20 protein-coding genes and 1 pseudogene are annotated in these 26,720 nt (G+C 71.0%); 6 read left to right on the plus strand and 15 right to left on the minus strand.

Annotation, left to right across the window (positions count from 1 at the left end; genetic code table 11):
* Nucleotides 1-63: 63 nt before the first annotated feature.
* The 4 genes from K7G19_RS11960 to K7G19_RS11975 all read right to left on the minus strand — a co-directional run bounded on the left by K7G19_RS11960 (nt 64) and on the right by K7G19_RS11975 (nt 2,642).
* Nucleotides 64-1,464: an ATP-binding protein gene (locus K7G19_RS11960; protein WP_226107409.1), complete on the minus strand. Its 1,401-nt coding sequence runs from the start codon at nt 1,462-1,464 to the stop codon at nt 64-66.
* 62 nt (nt 1,465-1,526) lie between these two features.
* Nucleotides 1,527-2,066 carry a prepilin peptidase gene (locus K7G19_RS11965; protein WP_149316908.1) on the minus strand — a complete coding sequence of 180 codons (540 nt, stop codon included), beginning with the start codon at nt 2,064-2,066 and terminating at the stop codon, nt 1,527-1,529.
* A 122-nt stretch (nt 2,067-2,188) separates the two neighbouring features.
* Nucleotides 2,189-2,359: a Flp family type IVb pilin gene (locus K7G19_RS11970; protein ID WP_149316909.1), complete on the minus strand. Its 171-nt coding sequence runs from the start codon at nt 2,357-2,359 to the stop codon at nt 2,189-2,191.
* 109 nt (nt 2,360-2,468) lie between these two features.
* Nucleotides 2,469-2,642, minus strand: a complete 174-nt coding sequence (locus tag K7G19_RS11975; RefSeq protein WP_226107411.1) for a Flp family type IVb pilin — start codon at nt 2,640-2,642, stop codon at nt 2,469-2,471.
* A gap of 1,155 nt (nt 2,643-3,797) precedes the next feature.
* Here K7G19_RS11975 and K7G19_RS11980 point away from each other — a divergent pair.
* Both K7G19_RS11980 and K7G19_RS11985 read left to right on the plus strand, forming a co-directional pair.
* On the plus strand, nt 3,798-5,081 hold the full coding sequence (locus tag K7G19_RS11980; RefSeq protein ID WP_226107413.1) for a glycosyltransferase family 87 protein: 1,284 nt from the start codon (nt 3,798-3,800) through the stop codon (nt 5,079-5,081).
* A 220-nt stretch (nt 5,082-5,301) separates the two neighbouring features.
* Entirely contained in the window at nt 5,302-6,348 is a 1,047-nt protein-coding gene (locus tag K7G19_RS11985) for a glycosyltransferase family 2 protein (protein ID WP_149316912.1), read from the plus strand.
* Nucleotides 6,349-6,378: 30 nt separating this feature from the next.
* On the opposite strand, the gene K7G19_RS11990 is transcribed toward K7G19_RS11985, so the two are convergent.
* The 4 genes from K7G19_RS11990 to K7G19_RS12005 form a co-directional block, all read right to left on the minus strand.
* Nucleotides 6,379-7,155, minus strand: a complete 777-nt coding sequence (locus K7G19_RS11990) for a bifunctional 2-polyprenyl-6-hydroxyphenol methylase/3-demethylubiquinol 3-O-methyltransferase UbiG (protein WP_149316913.1) — start codon at nt 7,153-7,155, stop codon at nt 6,379-6,381.
* Nucleotides 7,156-7,164: 9 nt separating this feature from the next.
* Complete coding sequence (locus K7G19_RS11995) at nt 7,165-9,213, minus strand: GtrA family protein (protein WP_226107415.1); 2,049 nt, start codon at nt 9,211-9,213, stop codon at nt 7,165-7,167.
* A gap of 72 nt (nt 9,214-9,285) precedes the next feature.
* The gene (locus tag K7G19_RS12000) at nt 9,286-10,662 is read right to left on the minus strand and encodes a sigma-54 dependent transcriptional regulator (RefSeq protein ID WP_149316915.1); all 1,377 of its coding nucleotides are present in this window, start codon (nt 10,660-10,662) and stop codon (nt 9,286-9,288) included.
* A 905-nt stretch (nt 10,663-11,567) separates the two neighbouring features.
* On the minus strand, nt 11,568-12,488 hold the full coding sequence (locus K7G19_RS12005) for a LysR substrate-binding domain-containing protein (protein WP_149316916.1): 921 nt from the start codon (nt 12,486-12,488) through the stop codon (nt 11,568-11,570).
* Between the two features lie 165 nt (nt 12,489-12,653).
* Between K7G19_RS12005 and K7G19_RS12010 the strand changes: the two genes are divergently transcribed.
* The gene (locus K7G19_RS12010) at nt 12,654-13,919 is read left to right on the plus strand and encodes a nitrate/nitrite transporter (RefSeq protein ID WP_226107417.1); all 1,266 of its coding nucleotides are present in this window, start codon (nt 12,654-12,656) and stop codon (nt 13,917-13,919) included.
* Between the two features lie 102 nt (nt 13,920-14,021).
* Here the strand turns inward: K7G19_RS12010 and K7G19_RS12015 are convergent, their stop codons facing one another.
* From K7G19_RS12015 to hemL, 4 genes are all read right to left on the minus strand, one after another.
* Complete coding sequence (locus K7G19_RS12015) at nt 14,022-14,549, minus strand: TPM domain-containing protein (protein ID WP_226107418.1); 528 nt, start codon at nt 14,547-14,549, stop codon at nt 14,022-14,024.
* A gap of 12 nt (nt 14,550-14,561) precedes the next feature.
* On the minus strand, nt 14,562-15,389 hold the full coding sequence (locus K7G19_RS12020; RefSeq protein WP_150083614.1) for a YgcG family protein: 828 nt from the start codon (nt 15,387-15,389) through the stop codon (nt 14,562-14,564).
* Nucleotides 15,390-15,463: 74 nt separating this feature from the next.
* Nucleotides 15,464-16,108: a LemA family protein gene (locus K7G19_RS12025; RefSeq protein ID WP_149316919.1), complete on the minus strand. Its 645-nt coding sequence runs from the start codon at nt 16,106-16,108 to the stop codon at nt 15,464-15,466.
* 217 nt (nt 16,109-16,325) lie between these two features.
* Nucleotides 16,326-17,618: a glutamate-1-semialdehyde 2,1-aminomutase gene (gene hemL, locus K7G19_RS12030; protein WP_226107419.1), complete on the minus strand. Its 1,293-nt coding sequence runs from the start codon at nt 17,616-17,618 to the stop codon at nt 16,326-16,328.
* Nucleotides 17,619-17,819: 201 nt separating this feature from the next.
* Here hemL and K7G19_RS12035 point away from each other — a divergent pair, with 201 nt between their 5' ends.
* A complete protein-coding gene (locus tag K7G19_RS12035) occupies nt 17,820-17,990 on the plus strand; it encodes a rubredoxin (RefSeq protein ID WP_006577065.1) in 171 nt (56 codons plus the stop codon).
* Nucleotides 17,991-18,093: 103 nt separating this feature from the next.
* On the opposite strand, the gene K7G19_RS12040 is transcribed toward K7G19_RS12035, so the two are convergent.
* Together K7G19_RS12040 and K7G19_RS12045 are read right to left on the minus strand one after the other, a co-directional pair.
* Nucleotides 18,094-18,336 carry a hypothetical protein gene (locus tag K7G19_RS12040; protein ID WP_006577064.1) on the minus strand — a complete coding sequence of 81 codons (243 nt, stop codon included), beginning with the start codon at nt 18,334-18,336 and terminating at the stop codon, nt 18,094-18,096.
* Nucleotides 18,329-19,765: an aldehyde dehydrogenase family protein gene (locus K7G19_RS12045; RefSeq protein WP_150083601.1), complete on the minus strand. Its 1,437-nt coding sequence runs from the start codon at nt 19,763-19,765 to the stop codon at nt 18,329-18,331. Before K7G19_RS12045 ends, K7G19_RS12040 begins: the two co-directional genes overlap by 8 nt.
* 349 nt (nt 19,766-20,114) lie before the next feature.
* Here K7G19_RS12045 and ppa point away from each other — a divergent pair, with 349 nt between their 5' ends.
* On the plus strand, nt 20,115-20,642 hold the full coding sequence (gene ppa, locus K7G19_RS12050) for an inorganic diphosphatase (protein WP_006577062.1): 528 nt from the start codon (nt 20,115-20,117) through the stop codon (nt 20,640-20,642).
* Nucleotides 20,643-20,714: 72 nt separating this feature from the next.
* Here ppa and K7G19_RS12055 read toward each other — a convergent pair whose 3' ends face one another.
* Nucleotides 20,715-22,301 carry an ankyrin repeat domain-containing protein gene (locus tag K7G19_RS12055; protein WP_226107420.1) on the minus strand — a complete coding sequence of 529 codons (1,587 nt, stop codon included), beginning with the start codon at nt 22,299-22,301 and terminating at the stop codon, nt 20,715-20,717.
* Nucleotides 22,302-23,990: 1,689 nt separating this feature from the next.
* Between K7G19_RS12055 and K7G19_RS25080 the strand changes: the two are divergent.
* Nucleotides 23,991-24,407 (plus strand): annotated as a pseudogene (locus K7G19_RS25080) (DUF294 nucleotidyltransferase-like domain-containing protein); the annotation flags it as partial.
* Nucleotides 24,408-26,720: the final 2,313 nt, after the last annotated feature.

A 26,720-nucleotide genomic window follows, 5' to 3' on the forward strand; every position in this document is an offset into this window, starting at 1 on the left:
ATTCCCTGCGCGTTCGCTGCGTTCTTCCGCGTTTCCTTGTCGGCGCGGCGTCCGTCCGATCTGCTATCGCCGCGCCGTTCGCTCACCGCTGCGCCAGCGCATGCCGTCGCCGGCCTCGCGGCCGAAGTACGCCTGCCAGGCGCGCCGCAGCGCCGCCTCGGTGACGCGCGGCGGGTCGCCGTGGTAGCGCCGGGCCGAGTCGATCAGCTTGAGCAGGTCGCCCGGGATGCAGGCCAGCAGCGGAATCCCGTCGGCCAGGTGCAGGCCGTCGAGCAGGAAGCGGAACACCTCGTCGGCGCCGTGCAGGCCGAGCGCGTGCGCGGCGCGCGCGTAGACCTCGCGGTAGTCGTCCTCGGCCAGCGGGCCGATATAGAGCTTGCTGCCGAGCCGGCGCAGGAAGGCGTCGTCGCCCAGCGCGCTGGGCTCCAGGTTGGTCGAGAACACCGGCCACACATCGAACGGCACCGAGAAGCGCACGCCGCTGTGCAGCGTGAACATGTCGATGCCGCGGTCCAGCGGCACGATCCAGCGGTTCAGCAGTTCGCTGACGCCGACCAGTTGCCGGCCCAGGTCGTCGACGATGTAGACGCCGTTGTTGGCCTTCATGTGCGGCGGCGCCTGGTAGTAGCCCGCGACCTGGTCGTAGCGCAGGTCCAGCATGTCGAGCGTCAGTTCGCCGCCGGTCAGCACCGCCGGACGATGGCAGATGGTCCAGCGCCGGTCGGCGCCGCGCCGCCATCCGGGGTTGGTGCCCTCGTCGAAGGGCACGTGCACCAGCGGATCGAATACCTGGATGATCTCGCCGGCCACGGTGAGCGCGTGCGGCACCGGCACCGCGCCGGGCATCAGCTCGCGCAGCCGCCGCGCCAGGAAGGTCTTGCCGCTGCCCGGCGGGCCGTACAGCAGCAGCGCCGCGCTTGCGTTCAGCGCGATGCCGGCCTCGTCGACCACGTGCGGCGCGGCCACCATGTCGCCCAGCACGGCGGCCACGTCCGCCTTCGACACGCTGGCCTGGCGCACCGAATGGCGCCGCACCGCTTCCAGATAGGCGTCCAGCGTGACGGGCGCCGGGCCCGCATAGCTGCAGCGGGCGGCCAGTTCGGCGGCGCGCGCGTAGCCGGCATCGGTGAGCCGGTAGCGCACGTCGAGGTCGCTGGCGCCGCGATGGGCAATCTCGAGCAGGCGTTCGCGCACGCACGAGGTCGCGATCTCGCCGATGACCGAGCCGGGCAGGCGCAGCGTCTCGGACAGCTGCAGCAGCGTGACGTCGCGGTACAGGTAAGCCGCCTTCATCAGCAGGCTCGCCAGCATCGTGATGTCGATGCCGGTATCGGCGACCGTGCGCGGCGCCACGTGCCAGGGCTGGGGCTGCGCGGTCTCCGCCGCCTCGGCCGGCGCAGGGTCGCCGGCATCGGCCGCGGTCGGCAGCCGGTGCAGCGGCGTGGTCGGCTGTTGCTCGATCATGAGATCCCCCGATCTGTGCTGGTTGCCTGCCCGATGGGCCGGTTCGCCGGTCGCCATGGCCGCTACGCCGACGCGAACAGCATCGCGACGGTGCCCGCGGCGATGGCGATGCCGTAGGGCATCGCGCCCACCGATACCGATGGATCGAGCGCGCCGGGCTTGCACCGGTCCGGATTCCATCCGCCGGGCGCCCGCAGGATGTTCAGCATGTTGCGTCCCAGCTCGCGGCCGCGCCGGCGCAGCAGCGCCCACGCGAGGGCCCACGCGCCGCCGAGTACGAAGGCGGCCAGCGCGATGTCGAAGGCCATGCCCGCGCCCAGCCACGCGCCGACCGCGGCCATCAGCTTGACGTCGCCGGCAGCCATGCCGCGCAGCAGGTAGATCGGCAGGAACATCGCCAGTCCGGTCAGCCAGCCGCCGGCCCAGGCCAGCGCGCCGGCCAGCGCGCCGGTCGTCGCCATCAGCACCGGCAGCGCCAGCAGCCAGGCGCCGAAGGTCAGCCAGTTCGGAATGCGGCGGCTGTGCAGGTCGGTCGCGGCCGCGGCCAGCACCAGCAGCATCGCGGCGGGTCCGATCAGCGTGGCGAGGTGCGGGTGGGACATGGCTGGCTCCGGTGATTCGGTGCGGGGCATTCGTGCAGGTCGCTCGGTGCGAGTCACTCGATGCGGATTGCTCGATGCGGATTGCTCGATGCGGATTGCTCGATGCGACATGGGCACGTCGTTCAGAACGACGACGCGACCTTGTCGAAGATGGTGCTCAGGGTTTCGCCGACGGCCCTGACCGAGACGATGATCACCAGCGCGATCAGCATCGCGATCAATGCGTACTCGATGCTGGTGACGGCGCCGTCTTCATCGACGAAGGTGCGGATGGCATTCGGTAGCGCGCGCATCGGTGTCTCCCTTTGGTGTCGCAGGCCCGCGGGGCCGGAGCGTGTGGCCCCGCGGGGTTTTGCTTGCGCCGATCTCGCCGGCGCGGGTTTGGCGCCCGGAGCGCGCCCCTTACTTCAGTGCGGACTGCACCTTGTCGAACACCGCGCTCAGGTTCTGCCCGACCAGCTTGACGCCGGCGATGATCACGATGGCGATCAGCGCGGCGATCAGGCCGTACTCGATCGCGGTGACGCCGTCTTCGTCCTGGACGAACTGCTTGGCTTGTTGCATCAGGTCTTGCATGGCTCTCTCCTTGGTTGGAATGCAGGGCACTACTCTGTCGATTGGCTACGGTTGGCAGCGGGGAGTTGCCCGCTGCGATGCGTGATGGCACGCGCTCGCCGGTGCGGCGGCCCGCATGCCGCGCAGGCATCGAAGGGCCAGCGGCCATGGCCGCCGCAGTGTCCGGTGGGATGACCGCCCCGATGGCGGTCCGCATGGGCCGGGTGGCCGCTCGCCGCCAGGCGGCGTGCGCGGCGATGCGTGTGGTCGCGCCGCGCATGCCGCGGCGCGGCGTGCCGCGGCGACGAGGCATCGGCGCCATGCATGCAGCGCAGGCGCGGCGCGCGGTGCGGCCGCGATCCCCGCGAGGCGGGAGGCTGCGTGAGGCGGTGCGGGTTCGTCAGCATGGTCAATGTCCTGTCGCTTGCGGCGCGCTCGCGCTGCCGCCGCGTGATTCGGAACTGCTGCCGGGGCCGGCGGCGCTGTGCCGGCGACCGTGTGGCCACATCAAGGCAAGAGCTTTGCCAGCCGATGCGAAATCGTTGTGCGATAAGGCCTTGCAGCAAGCGGGGTGTCGACCGGCAGGCCGAAAGCAGGCCCGTGGACGGCCGCTCGTTTCCGAGCGGAAACGCGATGCCGTGCGATGGGTGGACGATTGGCCGATGATGGTTCGGCGATGCGGCGCGCGCCTCCGTCCGGCACTCGCCGCAAAGGATGAGGCGCGCCATGAGGCGGCGGTGACGTGGCGGCGTGCCGGGATGCCCGCCTCATCCTTTCGCACGAGGATGGCGATGATGCGTGCCCGCCCGTTGCGCGGCGATTGCCATCCGTCTGGCGCAGCCGGTTTGCGCCGGCGCCGTGTTTCCCACTTGAAACGTTGCCGCGTGCCGCGGCGTTGCATGAAGCCGCGTCGGCACGCCTGGCGCGCTGACGGACACGATGGCCAGGCGACCGCAAGCACCGCGCCGGCGCGCCAGCGCGCGCTCGCATCGGCCGCTCGCATCGGCGAATGCAGCGGTTCGCCGTGCCGTGCTTCCGCGCGGAAACGCCGGCGTGCAAACCGCCTCGATCGTCGCGGCCCCGTCGGGTGGCGCGCCTTGCGCCGCGGGCCGCGTCTGATAGAACAAGGACACGCGATGCCGCGTCGCCGTGCCCATTCCCCTTCCGAGCGACCCCATGACCCTTGAACGCGCCTCGATTGCCAACACACTGCCCGCCGCGCGCGGACACTGGCTGACGCTGGAGCGTGTGCGGCTGTACGCCGGCGCGATGCTGCTGGCGCAATGCCTGATCCTGGTGGCATGGGCCTGGATCACGCGTGGCTTCACGGCAGACACCATCGTTCGGCCAGGTGCCGACTTCTCGGTGTTCTGGAGCGCCTCGCATCTGCTGCGAGGCGCCGGCGCGCTGGCGGTCTACGACTATGCGCAGCTGCAGCCGGTGATCGCCGCGCATGGCGCCGTGCCGGCCGACTCGGGCTTCTATCTGCCGTGGCTCTATCCGCCGACCTTCTTGTGGGTCGTGCTGCCGCTGTCGCTGCTGCCGTTCGCATGGAGCTACGTCGCCTTCATCGGCCTGTCCGCGGCCGGCTATGTCGCCGCGCTGCTGCGCCTGGCCGCACTCGCCTCGCCGCCACGCGCGGCGCGCGGCGCGATCGTGATGGCGCTGCTCGGCTTCCCTGGCCTGTTCCTGGCGGCGACCATCGGCCAGAACGCGCTGCTGACCGCGGCGCTCGCCGCATGGGCGCTGGTGCTGCTGCCGCGCCGGCCTCTGCTGGCCGGCGTGCTGATCGGCCTGCTGGCGATCAAGCCGCAGCTGGCACTGATGTTTCCGGTGGCATTGATCGCCGGGCGCGAATGGCGCGCGCTGGCGGCCGCGGCGGTCACGGCGGGAGCGCTGGCCGCCGGGAGCGTCGCGGCGTTCGGCTGGCAGACGGTGCCGGCCTTCGCGAGCGCCACCGCGCAGGTCACCGACCTGCTGATTCAGGAAGGCATCCGCGCCTGGTACGTCAGCCCGACGCTGGTGGCCTCGGTGCGGCTTGCCGGCGGCCCGCCCGCGCTGGCCTATGCGCTGCAGGCGGTGCTGACGCTGGCGACGGCCGGCGCGCTGGCCTGCGTATGGCGCCGCCATCGCGACACCGGCCTGCGCACCGCCGCGCTGGCCTTGGCGGCGATGCTGGCCACACCCTATCTCTGGTACTACGAGCTGGCGTGGCTCGGCATGGCGGTGGCGGGCCTGGCGGGGGAGGGCGTGCGGCGCGGCTGGATGCCGGGCGAGCGTCTGCTGCTGGTCGCGCTGTGGTGCACGCCGATGCTGATGTTCGCCAATGCGCTGGCGCAGCTGTGGCAGGGCGGGGTGCAACTGCTCGCGCTGGGCATGGCCGCGGTGCTGCGGCGCGCCTGGCGGACGGACACCGATACGGGCAGCAAGGGCGGGGGGACGGGACATGTCGCGACATGACAGGCTCGGCGCCGCAAGCCAGCGCCGCCGCGAGGACACGGGGGCAGGGAGGAGAACCGCCGGGGGCGCCGTCGAGGGCGCCCCCAAGGGCGGCAATGTCGGCGGTGGCAATCACGTCCGCTCTGATGGCGGCCCTCATGGGGGCTGTCACGGTGTCTTCCATGGCGGCCTCGGCGGCGAGGGTACGACCGAGGGGGCCGTCGGCGCGCCGGCCGGATCCATGGGCGCCGCGCGCCCCGACCGCCAGACGCCGTGGCACCGCGATACCCGGCTGCTGTCGGTGGTGGCGCCCTGCTACAACGAGAGCGACGCCATCGTGCCGTTCTTCTCGCGTGTGATCCCGGTGCTCGAGGCGATCCCGGGCATCCGCTTCGAGATCGTCTGCGTCAACGACGGCAGCGCCGACGACACGCTGCCGCGGCTGCTGGCGCAGGCACGCGCCGATGCGCGCATCCGCGTGATCGACCTGACCCGCAACTTCGGCAAGGAGGCCGCCCTGACCGCCGGCATCGACGAGGCGTTCGGCGATGCGGTGGTGCCGATCGACTTCGACCTGCAGGACCCGCCCGAACTGATCGGCGAGATGGTGGCGCGCTGGCGCGAAGGCGCCGAGGTGGTGCTGGCCCAGCGCATCGACCGTGCCTGCGATTCGTGGCTCAAGCGCGTGACCGCCGGCGCCTACTACCGGCTGCACAACCGCATGTCGGAACTGCGGCTGCCCGAGAACGTCGGCGACTTCCGGCTGATGGACCGCGCCGTGGTCAACGCGCTGAAGAGCCTGCCGGAGCGGCGCCGCTTCATGAAAGGCCTGTTCGCCTGGGTGGGCTTCCATACGGTGACGCTGCCGTACACGCGCGAACCGCGCAGCGCCGGGCAGTCGAAGTTCTCCGGCTGGCGGCTGTGGAATTTCGCGCTGGAGGGCATCACCAGCTTCAGCACGGTGCCGCTGCGCTGCTGGACCTATATCGGCGTGGCCGTCGCCTTCGCCGCCTTCTGCTATGGCAGCTTCATCGTCGGCCGCACGCTGTGGCTCGGCGTCGACGTGCCGGGCTACGCCTCGCTGCTGTGTGCGCTGCTGTTCTTCGGCGGGCTGCAGCTGATCGGCGTCGGCGTGGTGGGCGAATACGTCGGCCGCATCTATCACGAGACCAAGGGCCGTCCTATCTATCTGGTGCGCCGGCGCTACCAGGAGCGGCCGGCGACGCAGGGGCTCGGCGGCCGCCGCGTGATCGAGCTGTCCGCGGTGCAACGGGCCCGCACGCGCTGATTCCGCGGCGTTCTGCTTTGCTCCCTGTTGTCAGACGGCACGCGCGACCGCGAGCAGCGATACGCCGAACGGCAAGGTGCCGCGCCGCAGCCAGTGCCGCTCGCTGCGGAACAGCGTGTACAGCAGCGCGTTCAGCAGGGCGGGCGGCATCGCCGTGCCGGTCGAGCCGCCGGCCTCGCCCGGCACGCCATGCTCGGGCAGGCGCGCGTGCAGCAGGTCGCGCAGCCGGTCGTGCCAGCGTGCCGCCACCGCCAGCGGAAACAGCACGGTGTTGAAGTAGCTCACCGTTTCCACGCACAGTCCCGCGTTGCCGAGCCGCGTGGTCAGCGCCGTTCGGCGATAGCGGCGCTGATGGTGCAGGAACACGTCATGCCGGCTCCATAGCCACGGATGCGCCGGCACCGTGATCAGCGCCGCGCCGCCGTGCCGCAGCAGCGAGCGCACCGCCAGCAGCGCGCCGGCATCGTCGGCGATGTGTTCGAGGCAGTCGAGCAGGCAGACCAGGTCGAAACTGCCCGGGCGGTACGGCATCGCGTCGGGGCAGCGGCCGTCGGCGATGGCATAGCGGCCCGCGGTCTTGGCCACGGCGAGCCGGCGGGCCATCGCGTCCATCTCGAGGCCGCTGACGGTGCCGAAGCGCGCCAGCATGTCGAGATTGCCGCCGGTGCCGGCGCCGATCTCCAGGATGGCGGCGCCGGGCGGCAGCGCCAATTGCTCGAGCACCGCGGCGACGATGTCGCGGCGCGCGCGGAACCACCAGTGATCGGCTTCGGTCTGCGCCATTTCGAGATAGGCTTGCGGCGACATGGTGGTCTCCTAGGGAAGCGGCCGCCCGGATGGCGGCGGGCAATCGCGCGTGGCGTACAGCGACCAGTCGCCGGCCGTACGCAGCCGTTCCACGCGGCAGTCGGCCGCGGCGAAATAGCCGGCGGGCAGCGGCGTCGCGCGCCGTACGAACAGATAGCGATAGCGTCCGGCATCGTGGCGGTGCCAGTCGAAGTTGGCCGGAAACGCGTTGTCGAGCATGTCGGCGGGATCGAGCGGTGGCGCATGGCCGCTGCGATAGCGGACGATCTGCGGCAGGAACCAGGCGAAGTTGAAGTCGACCAGTCCGTGCCGCCGCGCCTGGTACCACAGCGGGAAGTGCTGATAGGCGCCGGGATGCGCGGCGGCCGCGCTGCCCGCATCGAAGACCAGCATCAGCGCACGCTGGCCCGGCGCGGCCGCGCCGAGCACCGCGTCGAAATCGCGCGTCTCCGCGCCGAAAGCCAGCGTGCGCCTGGCCTGCCAACCCAGGTGCAGTGCGCAGGCCGCGCACAGCGCGAGCGCGCACCAGTGCGCAGCCATCGCGCGGCGCGGACCGTTCGTGCTCGTCGGCGCCGCGAACAGCAGCGCATAGCACGGCAGCAGCAGGATGCCGAAGCGCTGGAACAGGAAGGCGGTGCGCATCGCGTAGTGCGGCACGCACAGCCAGACCAGCAGCACGGCCGCAAGAGGCAGCCAGGCCTGCGGTAGACGCCAACGCGGCCGCAGGCCCATCGCCCACGGCGCAGCCAGCATCAGCAGCGTGGCCAGCGCGAAGGGCAGATGCGTCGACCACGCGCCCCAGGGCGAGACCAGCAGCAACGGCACGCGCATCCAGTCCCAGCGCCATTCGACCGCGGGCCACGCGTAATCCAGCGTGGCGTCGAACCGCTGCGCGTGCCATGCGTACAGCAGCGCGACCAGGCCCAGCAGCGCGTACGGCATCAGCGCGCGCAGCACGATGCGCGGCGTGTGCGAGGAGCGGGCGCGGTGGGCACCGTCGCTACGGCGGGCACGGCAAACGATGCCACCCAGTCCGATCAGCGTGCAGGCGCCGCCCACCGCGCAGGCGAACAGGAAGACGAGCCCATGCGCGACGAACAGCAGCGCGCCGCCGGCCACGATCATGGCGCCGGTACGCAGCGTGGGCGTACGCGCATGGCGCCATGCGGGCAGCAGGAACAGCAGGCCGAGCGGCACCGCCAGCAGGAAGGTCAGGAAGCCCCATTCATAGGCGAAGCCGAAGAATCCCGGCACGAACAGCCAGTCCAGCCGCGCATCGGCGCCAAGCTGCCGGCGCAGCGCGATACAGGCGCCGATACAGGCGAGATAGGCCAGCGACAGCAGCAGCTTCAGCGCGGCCGTCACCGGCATCCACCACGATAGCGCCAGCGCCGCGCCATAGCCGAGCAGGTAGGGCGTGAACGGATTGATGCGCAGGTCCTGCTGCCATGGCGAGGTACCGGCCAGCAGGTCGCGCAGCGCGGCGATCTGGCCGGCATGCTGCGGCAGGTCGATCATCGGGGGATAGGGCGCGAGCCAGGGCAGGGCGGAGCCGGCCGCGACGGCAACGACGAACGGCGCGTTGGCCATGACGGCGCGCGCTGCCGCGATGCGCGTGGCGCGGCCGATCTTCTTCCGCTGCGTGCAGCCCACATGTCCGCGAAACGCCCAATGCCGCGCCCCCAGGTACGTCAGCCCCGTATAGACAGCCATGCCGCCGAGTTGCGCCAGCAGGCTGCGCGGCGCCAGCACGTTCGACAGGGCCAGCACCGTCGCCAGGTTGGCCAGGTAGCCGAGCGCGCAGACCGCGCCGAAGCGCCCCAGGCTTGCCAGAACATGGCCGCGATGCGCGAAGGTCCAGCGCCGGTTCAGCGCGAAGCTCCACAGGAAGCCGACCGCATAGCCGGCGGCATTGGCCGCGGCCGGATGCCAGTCCAGCCCGCGCAGCGCCAGCCAGATGGCGGCGAAGCCCAGCACGGAATTGCTGGCGCCGACCAGCAGGTAGCGCAAGCCGGTGTGGCGGACGGCGGCGCACGGCCGGGCGGTGGCGGATGGCATGCGGGCAGACTCGATGGGGGCGCAGGGCAGGGTGCCGGGTGCGGGGTCCAGGCGGCGAGGGCGCAGCAGCGCTCAGCCCTCGCGTACCACCAGCCCGAGGTCCTGCCTGCGAATCTGGAGCTTGTAGTCGCGCATCAAGCGGAACAGCGTCACCCGCGACACGCCCAGTTCGGCGGCGACATCGATCAGCCGCTCGTGATGGCGTTGCAGCGCCTCGCGGATCGCGTTGCATTCGGCCGCCTCGCGCACCGCGGCGAGCGTGCAGGGATGCGCCTCGGCGGGCGGCTGCAGGTCCAGATCGGCGGGGCGGATCACGCCGCCTTCGCACATTGCCGCGGCATGGCGGATGCGGTTGATCAGCTCGCGCACATTGCCCGGCCACGGATGCACGGCCATCGCGCGCATCGCCGAGTTGGAGAACCCCTTGATGCGTGCCGGCGCCTGCCTCCGGATCTCGCCGAGCACATGCTCGGCCAGCAGCACGATGTCGCTGCCGCGCTCGCGCAGCGCGGGCTGGCGGATGCGCAGCACGCACAGCCGGTGATACAGGTCCTGGCGGAAGCGGCCGGCCGCTACGGCCGCCTCGAGATCGACGTGCGTGGCCGAGACAATGCGCGCATCGACGGCGACCGAGTCCGTGCCGCCCAGCCGTTCGATGCAGCCCGTTTCGAGAAAGCGCAGCAGGCTGGTCTGGCTCTCGAGCGGCATGTCGCCGATCTCGTCGAGAAACAGCGTGCCGCCCTGGGCCAGCTCGATGCGGCCCGGCTTGCGCTTGAGCGCGCCGGTGAACGCGCCGCGCTCGTAGCCGAACAGTTCGGACTGCAGCAGCGCGGGCGGGATCGCGGCGCAGTTCAGCGCGACGAACGGTTGCGCGGCACGCGGCGAGGCGCGATGGATCGCCTGCGCGGCCAGTTCCTTGCCGGTGCCCGATTCGCCGCCGATCAGCACCGGCGCGTCCCAGCGCGCAACCTTGGCGATGCCGCGGAACAAGGCCTGCATCGCCTCGCATTCGCCCACCATGCCGGCCGGGCCCGGTACACGCGCGTTGGGTGCCAGGCTGTCGTGGCGCAGCTGGACCATGCCCCAGGCGTGGCCCAGACCCTGGGCCAGCGTCGCCGATTCGAATGGCGCGGTCAGATAGTCGATGAAATACAGCCCCAGCAGCCGGCGCGCCGTCGGCGTCAGCCGGTCGCGACAGCCGACCATCGCGATCCACGCAATGTTGGGCTGCGCGAACCAGGGTTCGAGCGCCTCCAGATCGGCGTCGCCGATATCGCCGCCGAGGTCGAGCAGGCCGGCGATCGGCTGCTCCTCCAGCGGGTGTGCTTCCACCTCGTGCGGGGTGGCGGCGAACAGCAGCTTCCAGCCACGCTGGCTGAGGAAGCGGCAAAGATTGGCCTCGTGGTGCTGCGATACGAACAGCAGCGGGCGGGTGATGGCGCCGCTCATGATGATTCCCCCGGATTCTTCTTATTGCCGAGGCAGACGCGGACAACGTCCCGCGCCTGCCACGGTTCCGGCCGGCGGCGGGCCGTCCCAGACAGACGTGCCCGTCGCCGTTCTCCGCTCGCGCGAAGATGCCCATCCCCAACCAGGCAATGTGCAACCTCCCATTGCCTGACCGCTGCTTCAAACATGACCAGTGGCCAGTGGCGCATCGCCTGTGTTGCGGCGTCGGGCGGTAGCGGTCGTGGTGCCGCCTTGCCGCCCGGCGTTGCCGCGTGCCTTCTTGCGAGACCGCACGCGTTTTTGTAACGATTCACCCAGCGACGAGCGTGCCACGCACTATAAGTCCTTGATTTTTATTGCGTTTATTTCTGCGCACTTGTTACATCGATGAAATCTTGTAACACCATGTATCCGACCTGGAACGGTGGCCTGTTTCGGCGTGATGCACTCCAGTGCATCAGTCGCGAAGGATGAGGCGAACGATTCTTATTCTTCGGGATGAAAGTGGCGCAGGAGGCGGTTCTTTGGATGCGCTCCGGCGGATGGCTTCATCGGCACGATTGACCAGGCAGGGTTTTCGCCGATGTGACAGCGCGTCCGCCGAGATGCCGAATGGTTGCGTTTGCTTTACAGCGTGGTGCCACCTGTGAAACGGCAAGGCGGAACCCTGCATACGCCACGCCATCGCGGCATCGCCCGGATGGGCGGCCCGGCGCATGGGGCACCGGGGGCGGGCAGAGGGCGCCCGATGCCCATGCGGGGCGCCAACGCCGACCGGTCTCATCCATTCGGCGTAGGCGGTGCGCCTACGGCATGGCCCTGCGCGGGCTGGCCAAAGTGTTCCGATCCTGAAACAAAGCGGCGCCGAAGGAATACCCGGTGCCCGTCGCCGATACGCCGCTGTGTCAGTCGGCGGCGCCGGCATCGGGTACGCGCGACGCCTCGATCTGCTGCCGCAGCCACGCGTGCATGCGCCGGATCGCGCTTTCGTGCGGATGGCCTTCGCGCCAGATCATCCAGTACTGGAGCGTCGACGGAATGCGCGTGGGCCCGATCTGCACCAGCGCGCCGCTGACCAGATAGTCGTGGGCCAGCAGCGCGCGCGCCGTGGCCACGCCGACGCCGGCCACCGCCGACTGCAGCAGCATGCCGGCATCCTGGAAGATCGGCCCGCGCTCCGGCTCGTTCGTCGGCAGGCCGGCCTGCTCGAGCCAGTCGCGCCAGGAACGCAGCGCGAAGCGCAGCATCGGCAGGCGCGGCAGGTCGGCCACCGTGAAGCCCGGATAGCGGGCCAGCAGCGCGGGACTGGCCACCGCGATGACGGTGTCCTCGATCAGCCGGTGGCATTCGAAGCCGGGCAGGTCGACGCGCTGGTGCCAGATGCCGACGTCCACCGAATACGGGTCCGGCGGCGGGATCTCGGCATGCAGGCGCAGGTGCACGTCCAGCATCGGCATCGCCTCGTACAGGCTGGGCAGCCGCCGGATCAGCCAGGCGTTGGCCAGGTCCGCCATCACGCTGACCTCGAGCCGGACGGCGGGCTGCTCGCCCTCGCCGCCGGCCTCGTTCAGCGCCTGCTGCAGGCCATCGAGCGCCGCGCGTACGCGCTCGGCCAGCCGCGCGCCGACGCTGGTGGGCAGCATGCGGGCGCCGGCCCGCTGGAACAGCTTGGTGCCCAGGCTCTGCTCCAGCGCGCGCACATGGTGGCTGATCGCGCTGTGCGTCAGCGCCAGTTCCTCCGCGGCGCGCGAGAAGCTGCGATGGCGCGCCGCCGCCTCCAGCGCGCGCAGCGCCTGCAGCGGAGGAAGATGCGGAACCTGGGCCATGGTGTCGAGGGAAGGGAGGGAGGAAACCGGGAGGGGCGAAGCCGGGATCGAGGAAACCGAGATGGAGACAGCGGCACAATCGAACGTCGGCCGTCAAATTTTACTCACAATCCGAGCGGGAATTCTTCGTTGGTGCCGGCGGGCCGGAGCGCCGACAATCCGCGCATGACAACCGCAACGCTTTCTCCTTCCGGACTTCCGGCCGCGGCCAACGGCCTGCGCTGGCGCGTGCTGGCGATCTTCTCGCTCGGCTTCTTCGTCTCCTACGTCTATCGCGGCGTCAATTTTGGCTTCGCGCCGTACCTGTCGCGCGAGCTGGGACTGTCGGCCAGCGATCTGGGGCTGCTGACCAGCTGCTACTTCCTCGGCTTTGCCTGCGCGCAATTGCCGGCCGGCCTGCTGCTGGACCGCTTCGGTCCGCGCCGCACCGAGGCGGCCTTGCTGCTGGTGGCGGCCGCGGGCACGCTGCTGTTCGCGCTGGGCGAGGGCATGGCCGCGCTGGCGGCGGGGCGCATGCTGATCGGCGTGGGCGTGTCCGTCTGCCTCGGCGCCGCGATCCAGGCGCTGTCGATGTGGTTTCCGCTGTCGCGCATGCCGCTGCTGAACGGGCTGGTGATGGCCATCGGCGGCCTCGGCGCGGTGGTCGTCGGTACGCCGCTCGACTGGCTGTTGTCGCTGGTGGATTGGCGCGCGGTCTGCATGGGCCTGGGCGGCGTCACGCTGGCGATGGCGCCGCTGCTGTGGTTCGGCGCGCCCGAGGCCGCGCGGCCCGGCGCACGCGAGAGCCTGGGCGCGCAATGGCGCGGCACCGTGGCGATCCTGCGCAGCGCGCCGTTCTGGCGCGTGGTGCCGCTGACGCTGCTGAACCAGGGCGTGTTCCTCGCGGTGCAGAGCCTGTGGGTCGGCGCCTTCCTGCGCGATGTCGGCGGCGTGGAGCCGGCCCAGGCCGCGAGGCTTGTCTCGCTGATCGGCTTCGCGATGATGGGCGGCTGCGTGGTGACCGGCTGGGCCGCGCGCCATCTGGAGCGGCTCGGCGTCAGCCTGTACGCGTTCGCGGGCGCCGGCATGACGATGTTCATCGTGGTGCAGGCGCTGCTGATGGCCGGCGCGCCGCTGCCCGCCTGGCTGCTGTGGTCGGGTTACGGCGTGTTCGGCTCGACCGGCATCCTGACCTACGCGGTGCTGGCGCGCCAGTTCGACGGCGCGATGATCGGGCGCGCGACCACCGCGCTGACGCTGACGGTGTTCCTGGCGATCTTCCTCTGCCAGCTCGGCATCGGCATGGTGCTGGACCTGTGGCCGGCGGTGGCGGGCCGCTATCCGGTGCGCGCGCATCTGGCCGCATGGGCCGTGCTGGTCGGGCTGCAGGCGCTGGCCGCGATCTGGTACTGGATGGGCGCGCGGCGGTATCGCGGCGCGGCCGCGGCATAACGCGGGAACGCCGCGGCGCAGGCGCGCATGAACGCCCGCGGGCAGGAGCGCCGGTGCGCCGGTGCGCCAGGAAGGCGGGAGCGCCGGTAGCGGCGCCCCCCGTTACAGCACGATCGGCCGGTCGTCGAGCTCGTTCGGATTGCCGTCGCCGTGCTGCGGGAAGTGCCGGGCCAGCAGCGCGTGGACCTGTGCCACCGTGGCGAGCACGGGCTCGATCGACAGATCGCTGGCGAGACCATGTGCCAGCGACTGGCACAGCGCGGCCCAGGTCTCGTGCTCGACGCGGGCATCGATGCCGCGGTCGGCGAGCAGCTCGACCGCATGATCGGCCAGGTTGATATAGAGCAGCACGCCGGTGTGGTCGGCGGTGTCCCAGACCTCGAGCGCGGCGAACAGCGCGCGGGCGCGATCGCGCGGCGTCACGCCGGCCCAGGCCTGCATCGCGGGCATGCTCGATTCAATGACCACGCGCACTTCGCCGCGATGCTGGCGTTCGCCGTCGCGCACGGCGCGCTGCAGCCGCGCCAGCGCATCGGGCGGGAAGTGGCGGTGCGCGAACGAGACCGGGGTCAGCGCATGGCGCAGGGCGCGCCGCAGTCCGCCGGCGGGGGAAGGAGAACGGGTAGGCATGATGTCGTTCCCTTACCAGTTGCCGGAAGCGCCGCCGCCATCGAAGCCGCCGCCGCCTCCACCGCCAAAGCCGCCACCGCCGCCGAAGCCGCCGCCACCGAAACCGCCGCCGCCATGATGGCGACCCCAACCGCCACCGAGGCCACCGAGTCCTCCCAGCCCGCCGAGGCCGCCTGCGGCGGCATCCCAGCCGCGCCGGCCGACCACGATCTGCCGGCGGCGTCCGCGCGTGGCGGAGAACAGGAAGAAGGCGATGATCAGCAGCGGAAACAGCACCGGCAGCCAGTCCGCGAGCCCGCTCTGCTGCGCCTGGCGGCGCGTCTGCGGGCCGGGCAGGCCTTCCTTGTCGATGGTCGCCTGGATCGCCGAGATGCCGGCGGCCAGGCCGCCATAGAAATCGTTCTGGCGGAAATGCGGCGCCATGATGTCCTGCAGGATGCGCTTGGACATCGCGTCGGTCAGCGAGCCCTGCACGCCGCGGCCGACTTCGAGCCGCATCTTGCGCAGGCCGGGCGGATTGTCCTTGGCGATCAGCACGATCACGCCGTCGTCGATGCCCTGGCGGCCGGCGCGCCACGCGTCGGCCACGCGGATGCCATAGGCATCGATGGTCTCGGGATCGGTGGTCGGCACCATCAGTACGAAGATCTGGCTGCCGCGCGTGCGCTCGTATTCGGCGAGCACGTTCTCCAGCGCGCTGCGCTGCGCCGGCGCCAGCGTGCCGGTCAGATCGGTGACGCGCTGCGCCAGCGGCGGCACCGCGACGAAGCCGTCGCCCTGGGCACGCGCCGCGCCGGCCACGCCAGGCAGCATCGCCAGCGCGAGCATGGAAGCCAGCATCGGCAACAGCGTGGGCGCCAGCGCTGCCCGCAGCCAGCGCCGAAGTCCTGCGGCGAAGGTCATCGGCACGAGGATCAGAACTTGACCGCCGGCGGCGTCGAGATCGCCTTCTCGTTCTCGACCGTGAACGACGGCTTGACCTCGTAGTTGAAGATCATCGCGGTCAGGTTGGTCGGGAAGCTGCGGGCGAGCACGTTGTAGTCGCGCACAGCGGCGATATAGCGCTGGCGCGCGACCGTGATGCGGTTCTCGGTGCCTTCCAGTTGCGATTGCAGGTCGCGGAAGGCGGCGTCGGCCTTGAGCTGCGGATAGTTCTCGGCGACCGCCAGCAGCCGCGACAGCGCGCCGCTCAGTTCGCCCTGCGCCTGCTGGAAGCGCTGGAAGGCCTGCGGGTCGTTCAGCGTTTCGGGCGTGACCTGGATGCTGGTGGCGGTGGCGCGGGCCTTGGTCACGGCCTCGAGCGTCTCGCGCTCATGCGAGGCGTAGCCCTTGACGGTATTGACCAGGTTCGGAATCAGGTCGGCGCGGCGCTGGTACTGGTTGACGACCTCGCCCCAGGCCGCCTTGATGGCTTCGTCCTTGGCCTGGAAGTCGTTGTAGCCGCAGGCGCTCAGCAGGCTCGCCAGCCAGGCCAGCAGCAGCCAGCGCAAGGGGCGCAGCGACAACAGGGAAGACCGCGACGAAGCGAAGGTGGGCGACGAGGAAAGGAAGGCGCGCATCGGAAACTCCGTGGATCATCGGAACGCCAGTGTAGCGCACCGGCCGCTTGATTCATCCACGGAGCGGGCCGGGAGAGGGCGCCGGCGCGGACAGGCAGCGGCGGGAAGGGCGGCCTTGCTGCAGGGCTCACTGCACCGCCCCACTGCGCGGCCTCACCGCACCGCCTCACTGCAGCGCCTCACCGCACCGCCTTGCCGCAGCGCCTCTCTGCCCTCGTTACAGCGCCGCGAAGGCCCGGCGCGCGGCCTCGAAGGTCGCCTCGAGGATCGCGTCGTCATGCTGCGCGCCGACGAAGCCCGCCTCGAAGGCGGACGGCGCCAGGTAGACGCCGTTGTCCAGCATCGCGTGGAAGAAGCGGTTGAAGCGCGCGGTATCGCATCGCGTGACCTCGGCAAAGCTGGCCGGCACGCCCTCGCGGAAATACAGCCCGAACATGCCGCCGACCGCGTCCGCGGCAAACGGCACGCCCGCGGCGCGCGCGGCCTCGGCCAGGCCATCGGCGAGCTTGCGGGTCTGCGCTGCCAGCCTGTCGTGGAAGCCGGGCGCCTGGATCAGCTTCAACGTCGCCATGCCGGCCGCCACCGCCAGCGGATTGCCCGACAGCGTACCGGCCTGGTAGACGCCGCCCAGCGGCGCCAGTTTGGCCATGATGTCGCGCCGGCCGCCGAAGGCCGCCGCCGGCATGCCGCCGCCGATCACCTTGCCCAGGCACGTCATGTCGGGCTTGATGCCGTAGTGCGCCTGCGCGCCGCCCAGCGCGACGCGAAAGCCCGTCATCACCTCGTCGAAGATCAGCACCGCGCCGTCGGCGCTGCACAGCCGGCGCATCGCCTGCAGGAAGGCGTCGCTTGCACGCACCAGATTCATGTTGCCGGCCACCGGCTCGACGATCACCGCGGCGATCTCGCCGGCGTGGCGCGCGAAGGCCTGCTCCAATTGCTCGACGTTGTTGTACTCGAGCACCATCGTGTGGCGCGTGAGGTCGGCGGGCACGCCGGCCGACGACGGCGCGTTCTGCGTGGTGTCGGCGAAGGTCAGCAGGCCCGAGCCGGCCTTGACCAGCAGGCTGTCGGCATGGCCGTGATAGCAGCCCTCGAACTTGATGATCAGGTCGCGCCCGGTGAAGCCGCGCGCCAGCCGCAGCGCGCTCATGGTGGCCTCGGTGCCCGACGACACCAGCCGGACCTGCTCGATCGACGGCACCAGCTTGCAGATTTCCTCGGCCATCTCGATCTCGGCCTGGGTCGGCGCGCCGAACGAGAAGCTGCCGGCCGCGACCCGCTGCACCGCACTGACGACTTCCGGGTGGGCATGGCCGACGATCATCGGACCCCACGAACCGATGTAGTCGATATAGCGCTGGCCGTCCGCGTCCCACATGTAGGGACCTTCGGCGCGCTCGATGAAGCGCGGCGTGCCGCCGACCGAGCGGAAGGCGCGCACCGGCGAATTGACGCCGCCGGGAATGGTCTGCTGGGCGCGGTCGAAAAGCTGCTGGTTTCGTGACATGTCGTGATCTGCCTGGAGGAGGAGAGGGGGCGCCGCCGGGAGAGAGGCGGGCGGACGCCAATTCGCGCGAACCGTCTGCGATCGGCTGCAATCCGCGTCAATCGCCATCGATATCGGCGCCAAATACCGGGATGCCGGTGGCGCGCCGCGCGTCGATTCGGTACCATCTGCGCTGAATTTTAATCGAGACGTCACCACCCTATGGAATACAAGACCTGGATGTGCCTGATTTGCGGATGGATCTACGATGAAGCCGCCGGCGCGCCCGAAGACGGCATCCCGCCCGGAACCAAGTGGGAGGATGTGCCGATCAACTGGACCTGCCCGGAATGCGGGGCCCGCAAGGAAGACTTCGAGATGGTGGCGATCTGAGGGACGGTCCGGCAGGCATCAGGTACGCATTACACGCATCCCCGCACCCGCACAACGCATCGGCCGACGGTGGCCATCGCCGCCACCGTCCGGCTGGGCCAGCCTAGCCCGAGAACGGCCCGCGCCCACGCAGCGCATTGGCCACCATCATCAGCGCCAGCAGGAACGGCAGCGCGACATACAGGCACCAGTGCACCCGGTCGCCGATCGTTTCGCCCCACTTGCGCTTGAATACCTGCAGCCGCGGCATGCCCGACGGATTGGTGGCGCGCTTGTGATTGACGTGCCAGGCCATCCAGAAAAAGAAGATGGCGAAGGCGACCGAGAGGAAATTGATATTACCCATGGTGGATGGCGATGGTTTTGAGGGTGGTGAAGCCGTATAGCGCCTCGAAACCCTTTTCGCGCCCGTGGCCCGACTGTCCGGAGCCGCCGAACGGCAATTCGACGCCGCCGCCGGCGCCATAGTTGTTGATGAAGACCTGGCCCGCACGGACCTTGCGGGCCAGCCGCAGCTGGCGCGCGCCGTCGCGCGTCCAGATGCCGGCCACCAGGCCATAGGGCGTGCCGTTGGCCAGCGCGATCGCGTCCTGCTCGTCGTCGAAGGGCATCGCCGCCAGCAGCGGGCCGAATACCTCCTCCTGCGCCAGCCGGTGCGTCGCGGGCACGTCGCGCAGCAGCATCGGCACCTGGTAGTAGCCGGTCTCGGGCGCGTCGGCGACGATCTGGCCCTGCGCCATCACCGGGATGCCGGCGTGCTGCGCGTCCGAGACGAAGTCCCAGACCCGCTGCTGCTGCTTGCGGCTGATCAGCGGTCCGCATTCGAGGTCCTGCTCGGCGGGGCCGACCCGCAGCGACTCGAACACCATCGCCAGCCGGTCCAGCAGCGCGTCGTACAGCGGCCGCTCGACCAGCAGCCGGCTGCCGGCCGAGCAGGTCTGCCCGGCGTTCTGCACGATGCCGCGCACCACGACCGGCACCAGCGCATCGACATCGGCGTCGGCGAACACGATCTGCGGCGACTTGCCGCCCAGCTCCAGCGTCACCGGCACATGGTTCTCGGCGGCCATCTGCGCGACCAGCTTGCCGGTCTGCGGCGAGCCGGTGAACGACAGATGGTCGATGCCGGGATGGCGCGCCAGCGCGGCGCCGGCTTCGTGGCCATAGCCGGTCACCACGTTCAACGCGCCCTCGGGCAGGCCGACCTCGGCGGCCAGTTCCGCCACGCGCAGCAGCGACAGGCAGGCGTCCTCGGCGGGCTTGACCACGCAGGCGTTGCCGGCGGCCAGCGCCGCGCCGACGCTGCGGCCGAAGATCTGCAGCGGATAGTTCCACGGCACGATATGGCCGGTGACGCCGTGCGGCTCGCGCACGGTCAGCACCGTATAGCCGTTCTGATACGGGATGGTCTGGCCGTGCAGCTTGTCGGCCGCGCCGGCGTAGAACTCGAAATAGCGGGCGATCGCGCGGGCGTCGGCGTGCGCCTGGCTCAGCGGCTTGCCGGTGTCGCGCGCCTCGAGCGCGGCCAGCTCGGCCTCGTGCTCGGCGAGCTTGCGCGCGAGGTCAGTCAGCAGGCGGCCGCGCTCGGCGGCGGACAGCGCGCCCCAGGCGCCATCGAAGGCCTGGCGGGCGGCATAGACCGCGGCGTTGATATCGGTCGCGTTGCCGCGCGCGATCTCGGCGAAGGGCGCGCCGGTGGAGGGGTCGAACACCTTGATGCGCATGCCGGAATCCGGCGCCATCAGGCGGTTGGCAACGAAGTGCTGGGCGTGCATCGTCATGCTGCGGCTGAAATTCCAAGCCGGCATTATCGCCCAGCCGGGCCGCGCGGCTGCAAGGGCGCGCCGCCGGCAGCGCCCCGGCGGAGCGTCTCCAGAGCGTCAGCAGCGCATCGGCAGCGCGTCGGCAGCGCGTCGCCAGAGCGTCGGCAGTGCATCGGCAGCGCATCGGCAGCGCATCGGCAGCGCGTCGCCAGAGCGTCAGCAGCGCGTCGGCAGCGCGTCGGCAAGGCCGCCGGGCTCGTCCCCGGGCTTGTCAGTTCCCGGTCAGACCGAGCCGCTATAATGCCGGCCATCGTCAAACCTTGGCCAAATACCGGCCGAATACAGGCATCTGGAGAACCGCATGAGCTTCAATCTCGTCCCGCCGGGCAAGGACATCCCGAACGACTTCAACGTGATCATCGAGATCTCGGCCCAGAGCGATCCGGTCAAGTACGAGGCCGACAAGGAAACCGGCCTGCTGTTCGTCGACCGCTTCATCGGCACCGGCATGCGCTATCCGGCCAACTACGGCTTCATTCCGCAGACGCTGTCGGGCGACGGCGACCCGGTCGACGTGCTGGTGATCACTCCGTTCCCGATCCTGGCCGGCGCCGTGGTGCGCTGCCGCGCGCTGGGCATGCTGAAGATGACCGACGAAGCCGGCGTCGATGCCAAGCTGGTCGCGGTGCCGGTCGACAAGCTGTCGCCGGCCACGGCCTACATGAAGGGCCTGTCGGACGTGCCGCAGAACACGCTGGACCAGATCAAGCACTTCTTCGAGAACTACAAGGCGCTCGAGGCCGGCAAGTGGGTCAAGGTCGAGGGCTGGGGCGGCATCGAGGAAGCGCACAAGGAAATCACCGACGGCGTGGCGAACTACAAGAAGTAAGCCGCCGCACGATCCCGCTGCTTGCTCCGATGCTTGCGGCGGGGCGGCGCGCTCTCCCCGGGCGCGCCGCGATCAGAACCATTGCCGCAGGCGCCGCAGCGCCGGCGGCAGACGCGGACCCTGCCTCGCTTTCGAGGCCGAGTCCGCGGCGGCGGCCACCTTCGAGGCCGCGTCGGCCGTGACGGCCACCCTGGCGCCCGTGCCGGCCGCCGTTCCCACCGGCTGTCCCGCCAGTCCTTTCCCTGTCGTTGCTCCGTAGACCCCCGCCGCAGCGGCGTTGGCGGAGGCGTGCACCGCAGGCACCGCCTGTGCCAGCGCGGCCCGCAGCGGCGCACCACAGGCCTGCGCCACCGCCGTCTCGCCGACCATCCCGCTCTGCTGCAATTGCCGGCGCTCGTCCGCGTCCAGCCATTGGCCGGCATCGAGAAAGGCCCGCATCGCGTCGACCCGTCCCATCCGGCAAGCCTCGAAGATCGGCCGCTCGCCCGCGGCATTGCGCGCGTGCGGGTCGGCGCCGCCCGCCAGCAGCAGCGTCACCGTGGCGGCATGGCCCGCGGCGGCGGCCGCATGCAGCGGCGTGCGCTGTTGGCGGTCGCGCTCGGCCAGGCTCGCGCCCTGTTCGAGCAGCCAGCCGATCGCCGAACGGTTGCCGTGATAGGCGGCTTCGTTCAGCGCGCTGCGGCCATTGTCGTCGCGGGCCAGGGGATCGGCGCCCTGGATCTTCAGCCAGGCGAGCAGCGTGCGCGTGCGTTCGCCATGGTCCTCGTGCGTGGCCAGCTGGATCGGCAGGCGGCCCAGCTCGGTGCGCCTGTGTGGATCGGCACCCAGCCGCAACAGCGACACGGCGAGCGCGAGTTCGTGGTGCTCGCAGGCCAGATGAAAGGCATTGCACCCGTCCGGCCCGGGCCGGTCGATGAAGGCCTTGCGCTCGGCGTCCGGCACGGCCTGCAGCACCGCCTGCACCACGTCGAGACGGCCCTGCCTGCAGGCCTGCAGCCAACCCTGGTGCAGCCCCGCGTCGACCACCGTGGCATGGCGCTCGCCGCGCAGCCGCGCCAGCGCCTGCGCGACGCGTGCCTGCTGCTCGACCGTGGGCAGGTTCAAGGCATCGAGCTGGTCTTTCAACTCGCACAGCATGGCTTCGAGCGCGGTCCACTCGTGTTCCAGGTCGGCACGCAAGGCTGCCCACCGGGTCGGCGGCCCGAACGAGAAGCGCCGGTGCACGGCCATCTCTTCAGCGAGCCGTCGATCGAAGCGGGCGACGCGGCGCGCCACTTCGTCGGCGTCGAGGCGGACGAAGCCGCTGCCGTCTTCGGCGACCACATGGGCGGTCCTCGCTTCGGGCATGCGGGCCTCGATGGTTTCGCGATAGCGCGCGGCGATCGTGGCGGCCAGCGCGTCCAGTTCGGCGAGATAGCGCCTGGCCAGGGCTTGCTGCGCGTGCGGCGCGGCGGAGTGCGCTTCGTCGGCATCATCGGCCCGATCGTCGCGCAGCAGCGTCAACTGAAGATGCACGACCTGCGAGCGCCGGCTCAGCCATCGCTCCAGTTCCTCGATCGGGGACACCACTGGATGGTGCGCGATGGCGGCCTGCGCCATCTGCTGCGTCAGCGCGTCGGCGCGCGCGCTCAGGGCGTTGTGAGCGGATACGGACAGCATGGCGGTTCTCCGGCTGAGGGGACGCAATACGGGCGCAAAAACCGGCGCAATACCGGCGCAATGCGCGCGCGATACGGACGCAGTACGAACGCAATACGAGCGCAATACAAGCGCAATACGAGCGCAACGAACTCGACGAACGCGAACGCAATGCGGACGCAATGTGGACGCAATACGGACGAGACCGGACGGGCTCCGAATCTAACGGCCCGCGCCCCGTGCCCTGTCGAATTTGGCATCGTCTCTGTCGCGAATGATCCGCGCCGACTGGTTGGCGGCAGGGGCATCGCCTACCGTTCGCTGCGCCGCCGGTGCCCGCAGCCAGGCGGTGCCATCCATCGAACGGAGCGGGTCCGGGAGGGTTGCATCGCCATGTTCAGCACCGTCAGCACACGTATCGGCATGCTGGTCCAGCTGGGGGCCGGCCTTTCCCCCGGCACGCAGCGGGACGCGCTGCGCGATGCTGTCCTCGCCGGCGACCGGCGGCGGGTCAAGGACCTGCTGGCCGGCATGCCCGCGCTGGCGCGCGCCGTCGACGACGACGGCGACTCGCCGCTGCACTGGGCGGTTCGTGCCGCGGGGCGCCACGACGTCGAGGACTGGCGCGTCATCGTGACCTGCCTCCTGGAAGCGGGTGCGGACTGCAAGGCCAGGAACCGGCAGGGTTTGACGCCGCTCGATCTCGCCGCCCAGGTGCCATACGATCCGGCGGTGCTGGGCGCGCTGCGTGCCGGCGGCCCGCACGCGGCGCACGACGCCGCGGACGAGGCTGCCGATGCCGATGGCCGAATCAATGAAGGCCGCGTCGACGAGGACCGCGGCGACGAGGGCGCGGCACACGACCACGAGGGCATGACGGTCCAGCAGGGCCTGCACGGCATCGCAGGCATGCTGCGCGCGCAGGCCGATCCGCCCGTCGGCGTGCCGCGGCTGCTTGGCAAGCTGGTCGCGCTGTACCGCGACGCCGGCGCCGATTGCGCCAAGGCCTGCCTGTCCTGCTTGCGCCTGCTGCTGCAGCGGTACCCGGCGCTGGACCATACCCGCCGGGACGACATGGTGCCCTTGTACGAGGCGCTGGTGCGGATGTGGACGCGCGGCAGCCATTGGAAGGAGGGCTTCTGCTACGCGCATCACGCGCGGCGCCTGCTGCCCGCCGGCGGCCGCCTCGCCGGGGAGCTCGGCGCGGTGATCGACCGGCTGGAAGCCGCGATGGTGCGCGAGCATCTGTCACAGTGGGCGCCGCGCGCGCAGGTGCAACTGCGTGCCGCACTGTTCGACCTCGGCATGCAGTGCGCGTCGATGGCGGCGCCATTGCGGATGCTGGAGCGCGCGCATTGCCTGTTCCAGGCGGTGGCGCGCGCGGAGGCGCTGATGGCCGCGCACGGCATGGCGCTCGCGCCGGAGGAGGACCCGCGCGAGGCCCTGCCGGCGCGCCAGTTGTCCATCGCGATCGCCGCGGCGCTGGACCGCTTGCGCCGGACCACCCGAGGTGCGATCGACTTCGTCGACGTCGCGCAGCGCGTGCTGCTGCTTGCCGAATCGGCCGGCGCGATCGGCCTGCACGCGCATGGCGCCGCGTGGTGCGACAGCGTGGTGCGCAACGTCGAGCAGGAAGAGTGCGTGGCCTCGCTCAGGAACTACGACTGCGGCGCGCATCGGCGCATGGCGCAGGCCTTGCGCGGCGGGTCGATGGTGCCGGGGGCGCCCGCCGATCCGCCACGGCCGGTCTGGCGCACGCTGCGCGACAGCCTCGAGGCCTTGCGGGCCCAGGCCGCGGCGGAGCTGGCGCATGTGGATCTGCCCGATCCGAGCGATCGCGCGGCGTTGCGCGACTGGGAAACCCCGCTGCCCATCGAGGAACTGCAGGAACGGATGACCGCGCGCTACAAGGCGCTGGTCGCGCAGATCGCGCGCGCCTGCCGGCACTGGATGCTGACCGAGCCGCCGTGCGCGTTCGCCATCGTCGGACTGGGCTCGATGAGCCGCGGCGACATGAGTCCGTATTCCGACTTCGAATATGCGCTGCTGCTGGCCGAGCCCGCACCGGCCGGCAGCCTCGCGCAGGCATGGTTCGCCAACTTCGGGCGGCTGTTCGACCTGGCCGTCTGCAGCCTCGGCGAAACGGCGGCGGGCGGCGATCATCCGCTGCCGGCGCCGGGCGGATTCGAGGTCGACGCCGGCGTGCGGGTGGCGGCGTCGGCGCTGGCCTGGACGGGCACGCCGGAGCAGCTTGCCGACATGCTGCGCCAGCGCTGCACGGCCAACGCCAACACCCATCCCGATTCGGACCAGGGGCTGCATTTCTCGTTGCTGACGCCATGCCTCGCGCATGGCGAGCCCACGCTGATGCGGCGGCTGTCGGCGGCGATGGCGGCCGTGCTCGACGTGCCGCTGCGCGCGGACGACCCGGGCCGCCTGTGCGCGCGCGAGGATCTGGCGCTGCGCCAGCTGCAGGCAGACATGGTGCGGCTCGGCGACGCGCTGGCGCATCCGCCCGGCGGCGGCCTCGATCTGAAGCACGGCTATCGCGGCCCGTTGGTGCATACGCTGACGTCGCTGTCGCTGCTGTCCGGCCACCCCGACACGCCGCCGCGCGCGGCGCTGGCGCGGCTCGATGCGCTAAAGCGTTTCTGGGCGCCGTTCCTGGCCGACTGGCGCTGGGCCATGGCAGCGGTACAGATGCTGCGCTATCGGCTGCAGCTCCAGGCGAACCGGCGCGCGGAACGGGCCGATGCGGCATGGAGCCCGTCGGATCGCCGCATGCTGCAGGCCGTCCACGACCGCGTGGTGCTGCCGCTGCGGGCGGCGCTATCGGCGTTCGCGGGCATCGGTCAACGCCCGCCCTGGCCGGTCGGCGAGGCCGTGCGCGCGCTGCGCCGGCTCGACGACGCCGATCCCGCGCTGCATCCGCTCGTGCTCGGCGCGGCGGGCCGGACGTTGTCGCTGGAGGCGACGCGGAGCCTTGCCGCCACGCTGGCGGTGCGCCGCGCCCCGGCGGCCGAACTGCGCCGCCACTACGAGGCGGCGACGGCCGGCGTGCCGCCTGAGGAGGCCATGCAGCGCTGGAGCGTCTGGCGCGATGCGCTGTGCGCGGTGGCGGGCAACGAAGGCCGGCTGCGCGCACTGGGCCTGGTGCCGTGGCCCGACGGCTGGCGCGCGCAATGGGCCGAACGGCAGGCGGCGTTTCGCGCGCGCCTCGATGGCTGGCTGGCCGACGAGGGGAATGCGGCAGCGGCGGGGGCAAGCGCGAGCGCAAGGGCGGCATGGGGAGCCGCCTGGGATGCGGTGCAGGTGCGACTTCCGACGTCCCATGCCATCGGCGTACGTACGCTGGTGCCCGAGATCGCGCGGCAGTTATTCGACGAGCAGGGCAATGTCCTGCCGAAGCCCGCCGGTCAGCCGGGCTCGCACCGCGTGTTGCCGGTCACCTTCGAGGCCGAAGGGCGCGAGCAGGTCTGTTGGGTCAAGTTCGATCCGGAAGCGCCGGGCAGCGAGGCGATATGGCATGCGCTGGACCGCCGCCTGACCGGCGGGCGAGGCATGCCGGCCAGTGTGCCGATGCAGCTGTGCAGCGGCACGCGCATCTTCAATGTGCAGGTCATCGAAGCGGTCGGGGGTCGCTCGCTGGCGCAACTGCTGCGCGAGGAGCCGGCCGCGCTGCGCGCGATCGATGCCGCCTCGTTTACGCGGGCGCTGCTGCGGGAACTGGTCGGCGGGCCCGGCGACGACAAGGCCGACGACTATGTCGTGGTCGAACGCGGTCCGCGTCAGGTGCTGAAGCGGATCGACAACGGGCGCGCCGCCATGGGCGCGATGGGTCTGGCGGCGCCCGGTCGGCACGCGTTGCCGGTGCGCAGCCATCTGTTTTGCCTGGACCAGATCATGCAGCCGCTGGACCTTGCCGTGCTGGAGGAGGTGGGGCGGCTGCAGCCGGACGCGGTGCTGCGCGGCTGGCTCGAGGACGGTGCCCGCTTGCAGCGGGATCTTGGCGCCTTGTTTGCCGGCGCGGAAGGCGGGGACGGGAACGCCATGCCGCCGCATGCGGGCCTGCTGGGCGCGATCCCGGCCGACGCGGTGCCGGCGCTGCGGCAGCGCGTCGAGACCGTCGTCGGCATGGCGGCCTTGGCGGCGCGCATGCGCATCGCGCCAACGGCTATCGCCTGGCTGCGCAGCCTCGCGCCGGAGCTGGCGGTGCCGTATCTGGCGGCGTTCGCGCGCTATCCGGTGCGCGCGAGCGAGCCAGGAGCACCGGCCTCGCGCTTCGCCTGCCTCGACGAGGGGCTTGCCGGCGCGGACGCGGATGGGGGCTATGCCGGCGGCGGAGGCGCCCGAGCAGGGGGCCAGGCAGGCGCCCCGGCAAGCGCACTTGCCGCCCGCTTCGGCCTCACGGCGATCCATCCGCGCCCCCGGGCGCTGCCG

This window comes from Cupriavidus sp. DB3, assembly GCF_020418465.1.
GTDB classification, from domain to species: Bacteria; Pseudomonadota; Gammaproteobacteria; order Burkholderiales; family Burkholderiaceae; genus Cupriavidus; species Cupriavidus cauae.

Coding starts and splice junctions, on each gene's coding strand:
- K7G19_RS11990 (WP_149316913.1), bottom strand. CDS start 7,155: ATGTCGCCGCAAGCCTATCTCGAAATGGCGCAGACCGAAGCCGATCAC.
- K7G19_RS11985 (WP_149316912.1), top strand. CDS start 5,302: ATGGGCGCCGCGCGCCCCGACCGCCAGACGCCGTGGCACCGCGATACC.
- K7G19_RS11965 (WP_149316908.1), bottom strand. CDS start 2,066: ATGTCCCACCCGCACCTCGCCACGCTGATCGGACCCGCCGCGATGCTG.
- K7G19_RS12040 (WP_006577064.1), bottom strand. CDS start 18,336: ATGGGTAATATCAATTTCCTCTCGGTCGCCTTCGCCATCTTCTTTTTC.
- K7G19_RS12045 (WP_150083601.1), bottom strand. CDS start 19,765: ATGCACGCCCAGCACTTCGTTGCCAACCGCCTGATGGCGCCGGATTCC.
- K7G19_RS12025 (WP_149316919.1), bottom strand. CDS start 16,108: ATGCGCGCCTTCCTTTCCTCGTCGCCCACCTTCGCTTCGTCGCGGTCT.
- ppa (WP_006577062.1), top strand. CDS start 20,115: ATGAGCTTCAATCTCGTCCCGCCGGGCAAGGACATCCCGAACGACTTC.
- K7G19_RS12015 (WP_226107418.1), bottom strand. CDS start 14,549: ATGCCTACCCGTTCTCCTTCCCCCGCCGGCGGACTGCGGCGCGCCCTG.
- K7G19_RS12020 (WP_150083614.1), bottom strand. CDS start 15,389: ATGCTGGCTTCCATGCTCGCGCTGGCGATGCTGCCTGGCGTGGCCGGC.
- K7G19_RS11980 (WP_226107413.1), top strand. CDS start 3,798: ATGACCCTTGAACGCGCCTCGATTGCCAACACACTGCCCGCCGCGCGC.
- K7G19_RS12005 (WP_149316916.1), bottom strand. CDS start 12,488: ATGGCCCAGGTTCCGCATCTTCCTCCGCTGCAGGCGCTGCGCGCGCTG.
- K7G19_RS11960 (WP_226107409.1), bottom strand. CDS start 1,464: ATGATCGAGCAACAGCCGACCACGCCGCTGCACCGGCTGCCGACCGCG.
- K7G19_RS11970 (WP_149316909.1), bottom strand. CDS start 2,359: ATGCGCGCGCTACCGAATGCCATCCGCACCTTCGTCGATGAAGACGGC.
- hemL (WP_226107419.1), bottom strand. CDS start 17,618: ATGTCACGAAACCAGCAGCTTTTCGACCGCGCCCAGCAGACCATTCCC.
- K7G19_RS12055 (WP_226107420.1), bottom strand. CDS start 22,301: ATGCTGTCCGTATCCGCTCACAACGCCCTGAGCGCGCGCGCCGACGCG.
- K7G19_RS11995 (WP_226107415.1), bottom strand. CDS start 9,213: ATGCCATCCGCCACCGCCCGGCCGTGCGCCGCCGTCCGCCACACCGGC.
- K7G19_RS12010 (WP_226107417.1), top strand. CDS start 12,654: ATGACAACCGCAACGCTTTCTCCTTCCGGACTTCCGGCCGCGGCCAAC.
- K7G19_RS12035 (WP_006577065.1), top strand. CDS start 17,820: ATGGAATACAAGACCTGGATGTGCCTGATTTGCGGATGGATCTACGAT.
- K7G19_RS12000 (WP_149316915.1), bottom strand. CDS start 10,662: ATGAGCGGCGCCATCACCCGCCCGCTGCTGTTCGTATCGCAGCACCAC.
- K7G19_RS11975 (WP_226107411.1), bottom strand. CDS start 2,642: ATGCAAGACCTGATGCAACAAGCCAAGCAGTTCGTCCAGGACGAAGAC.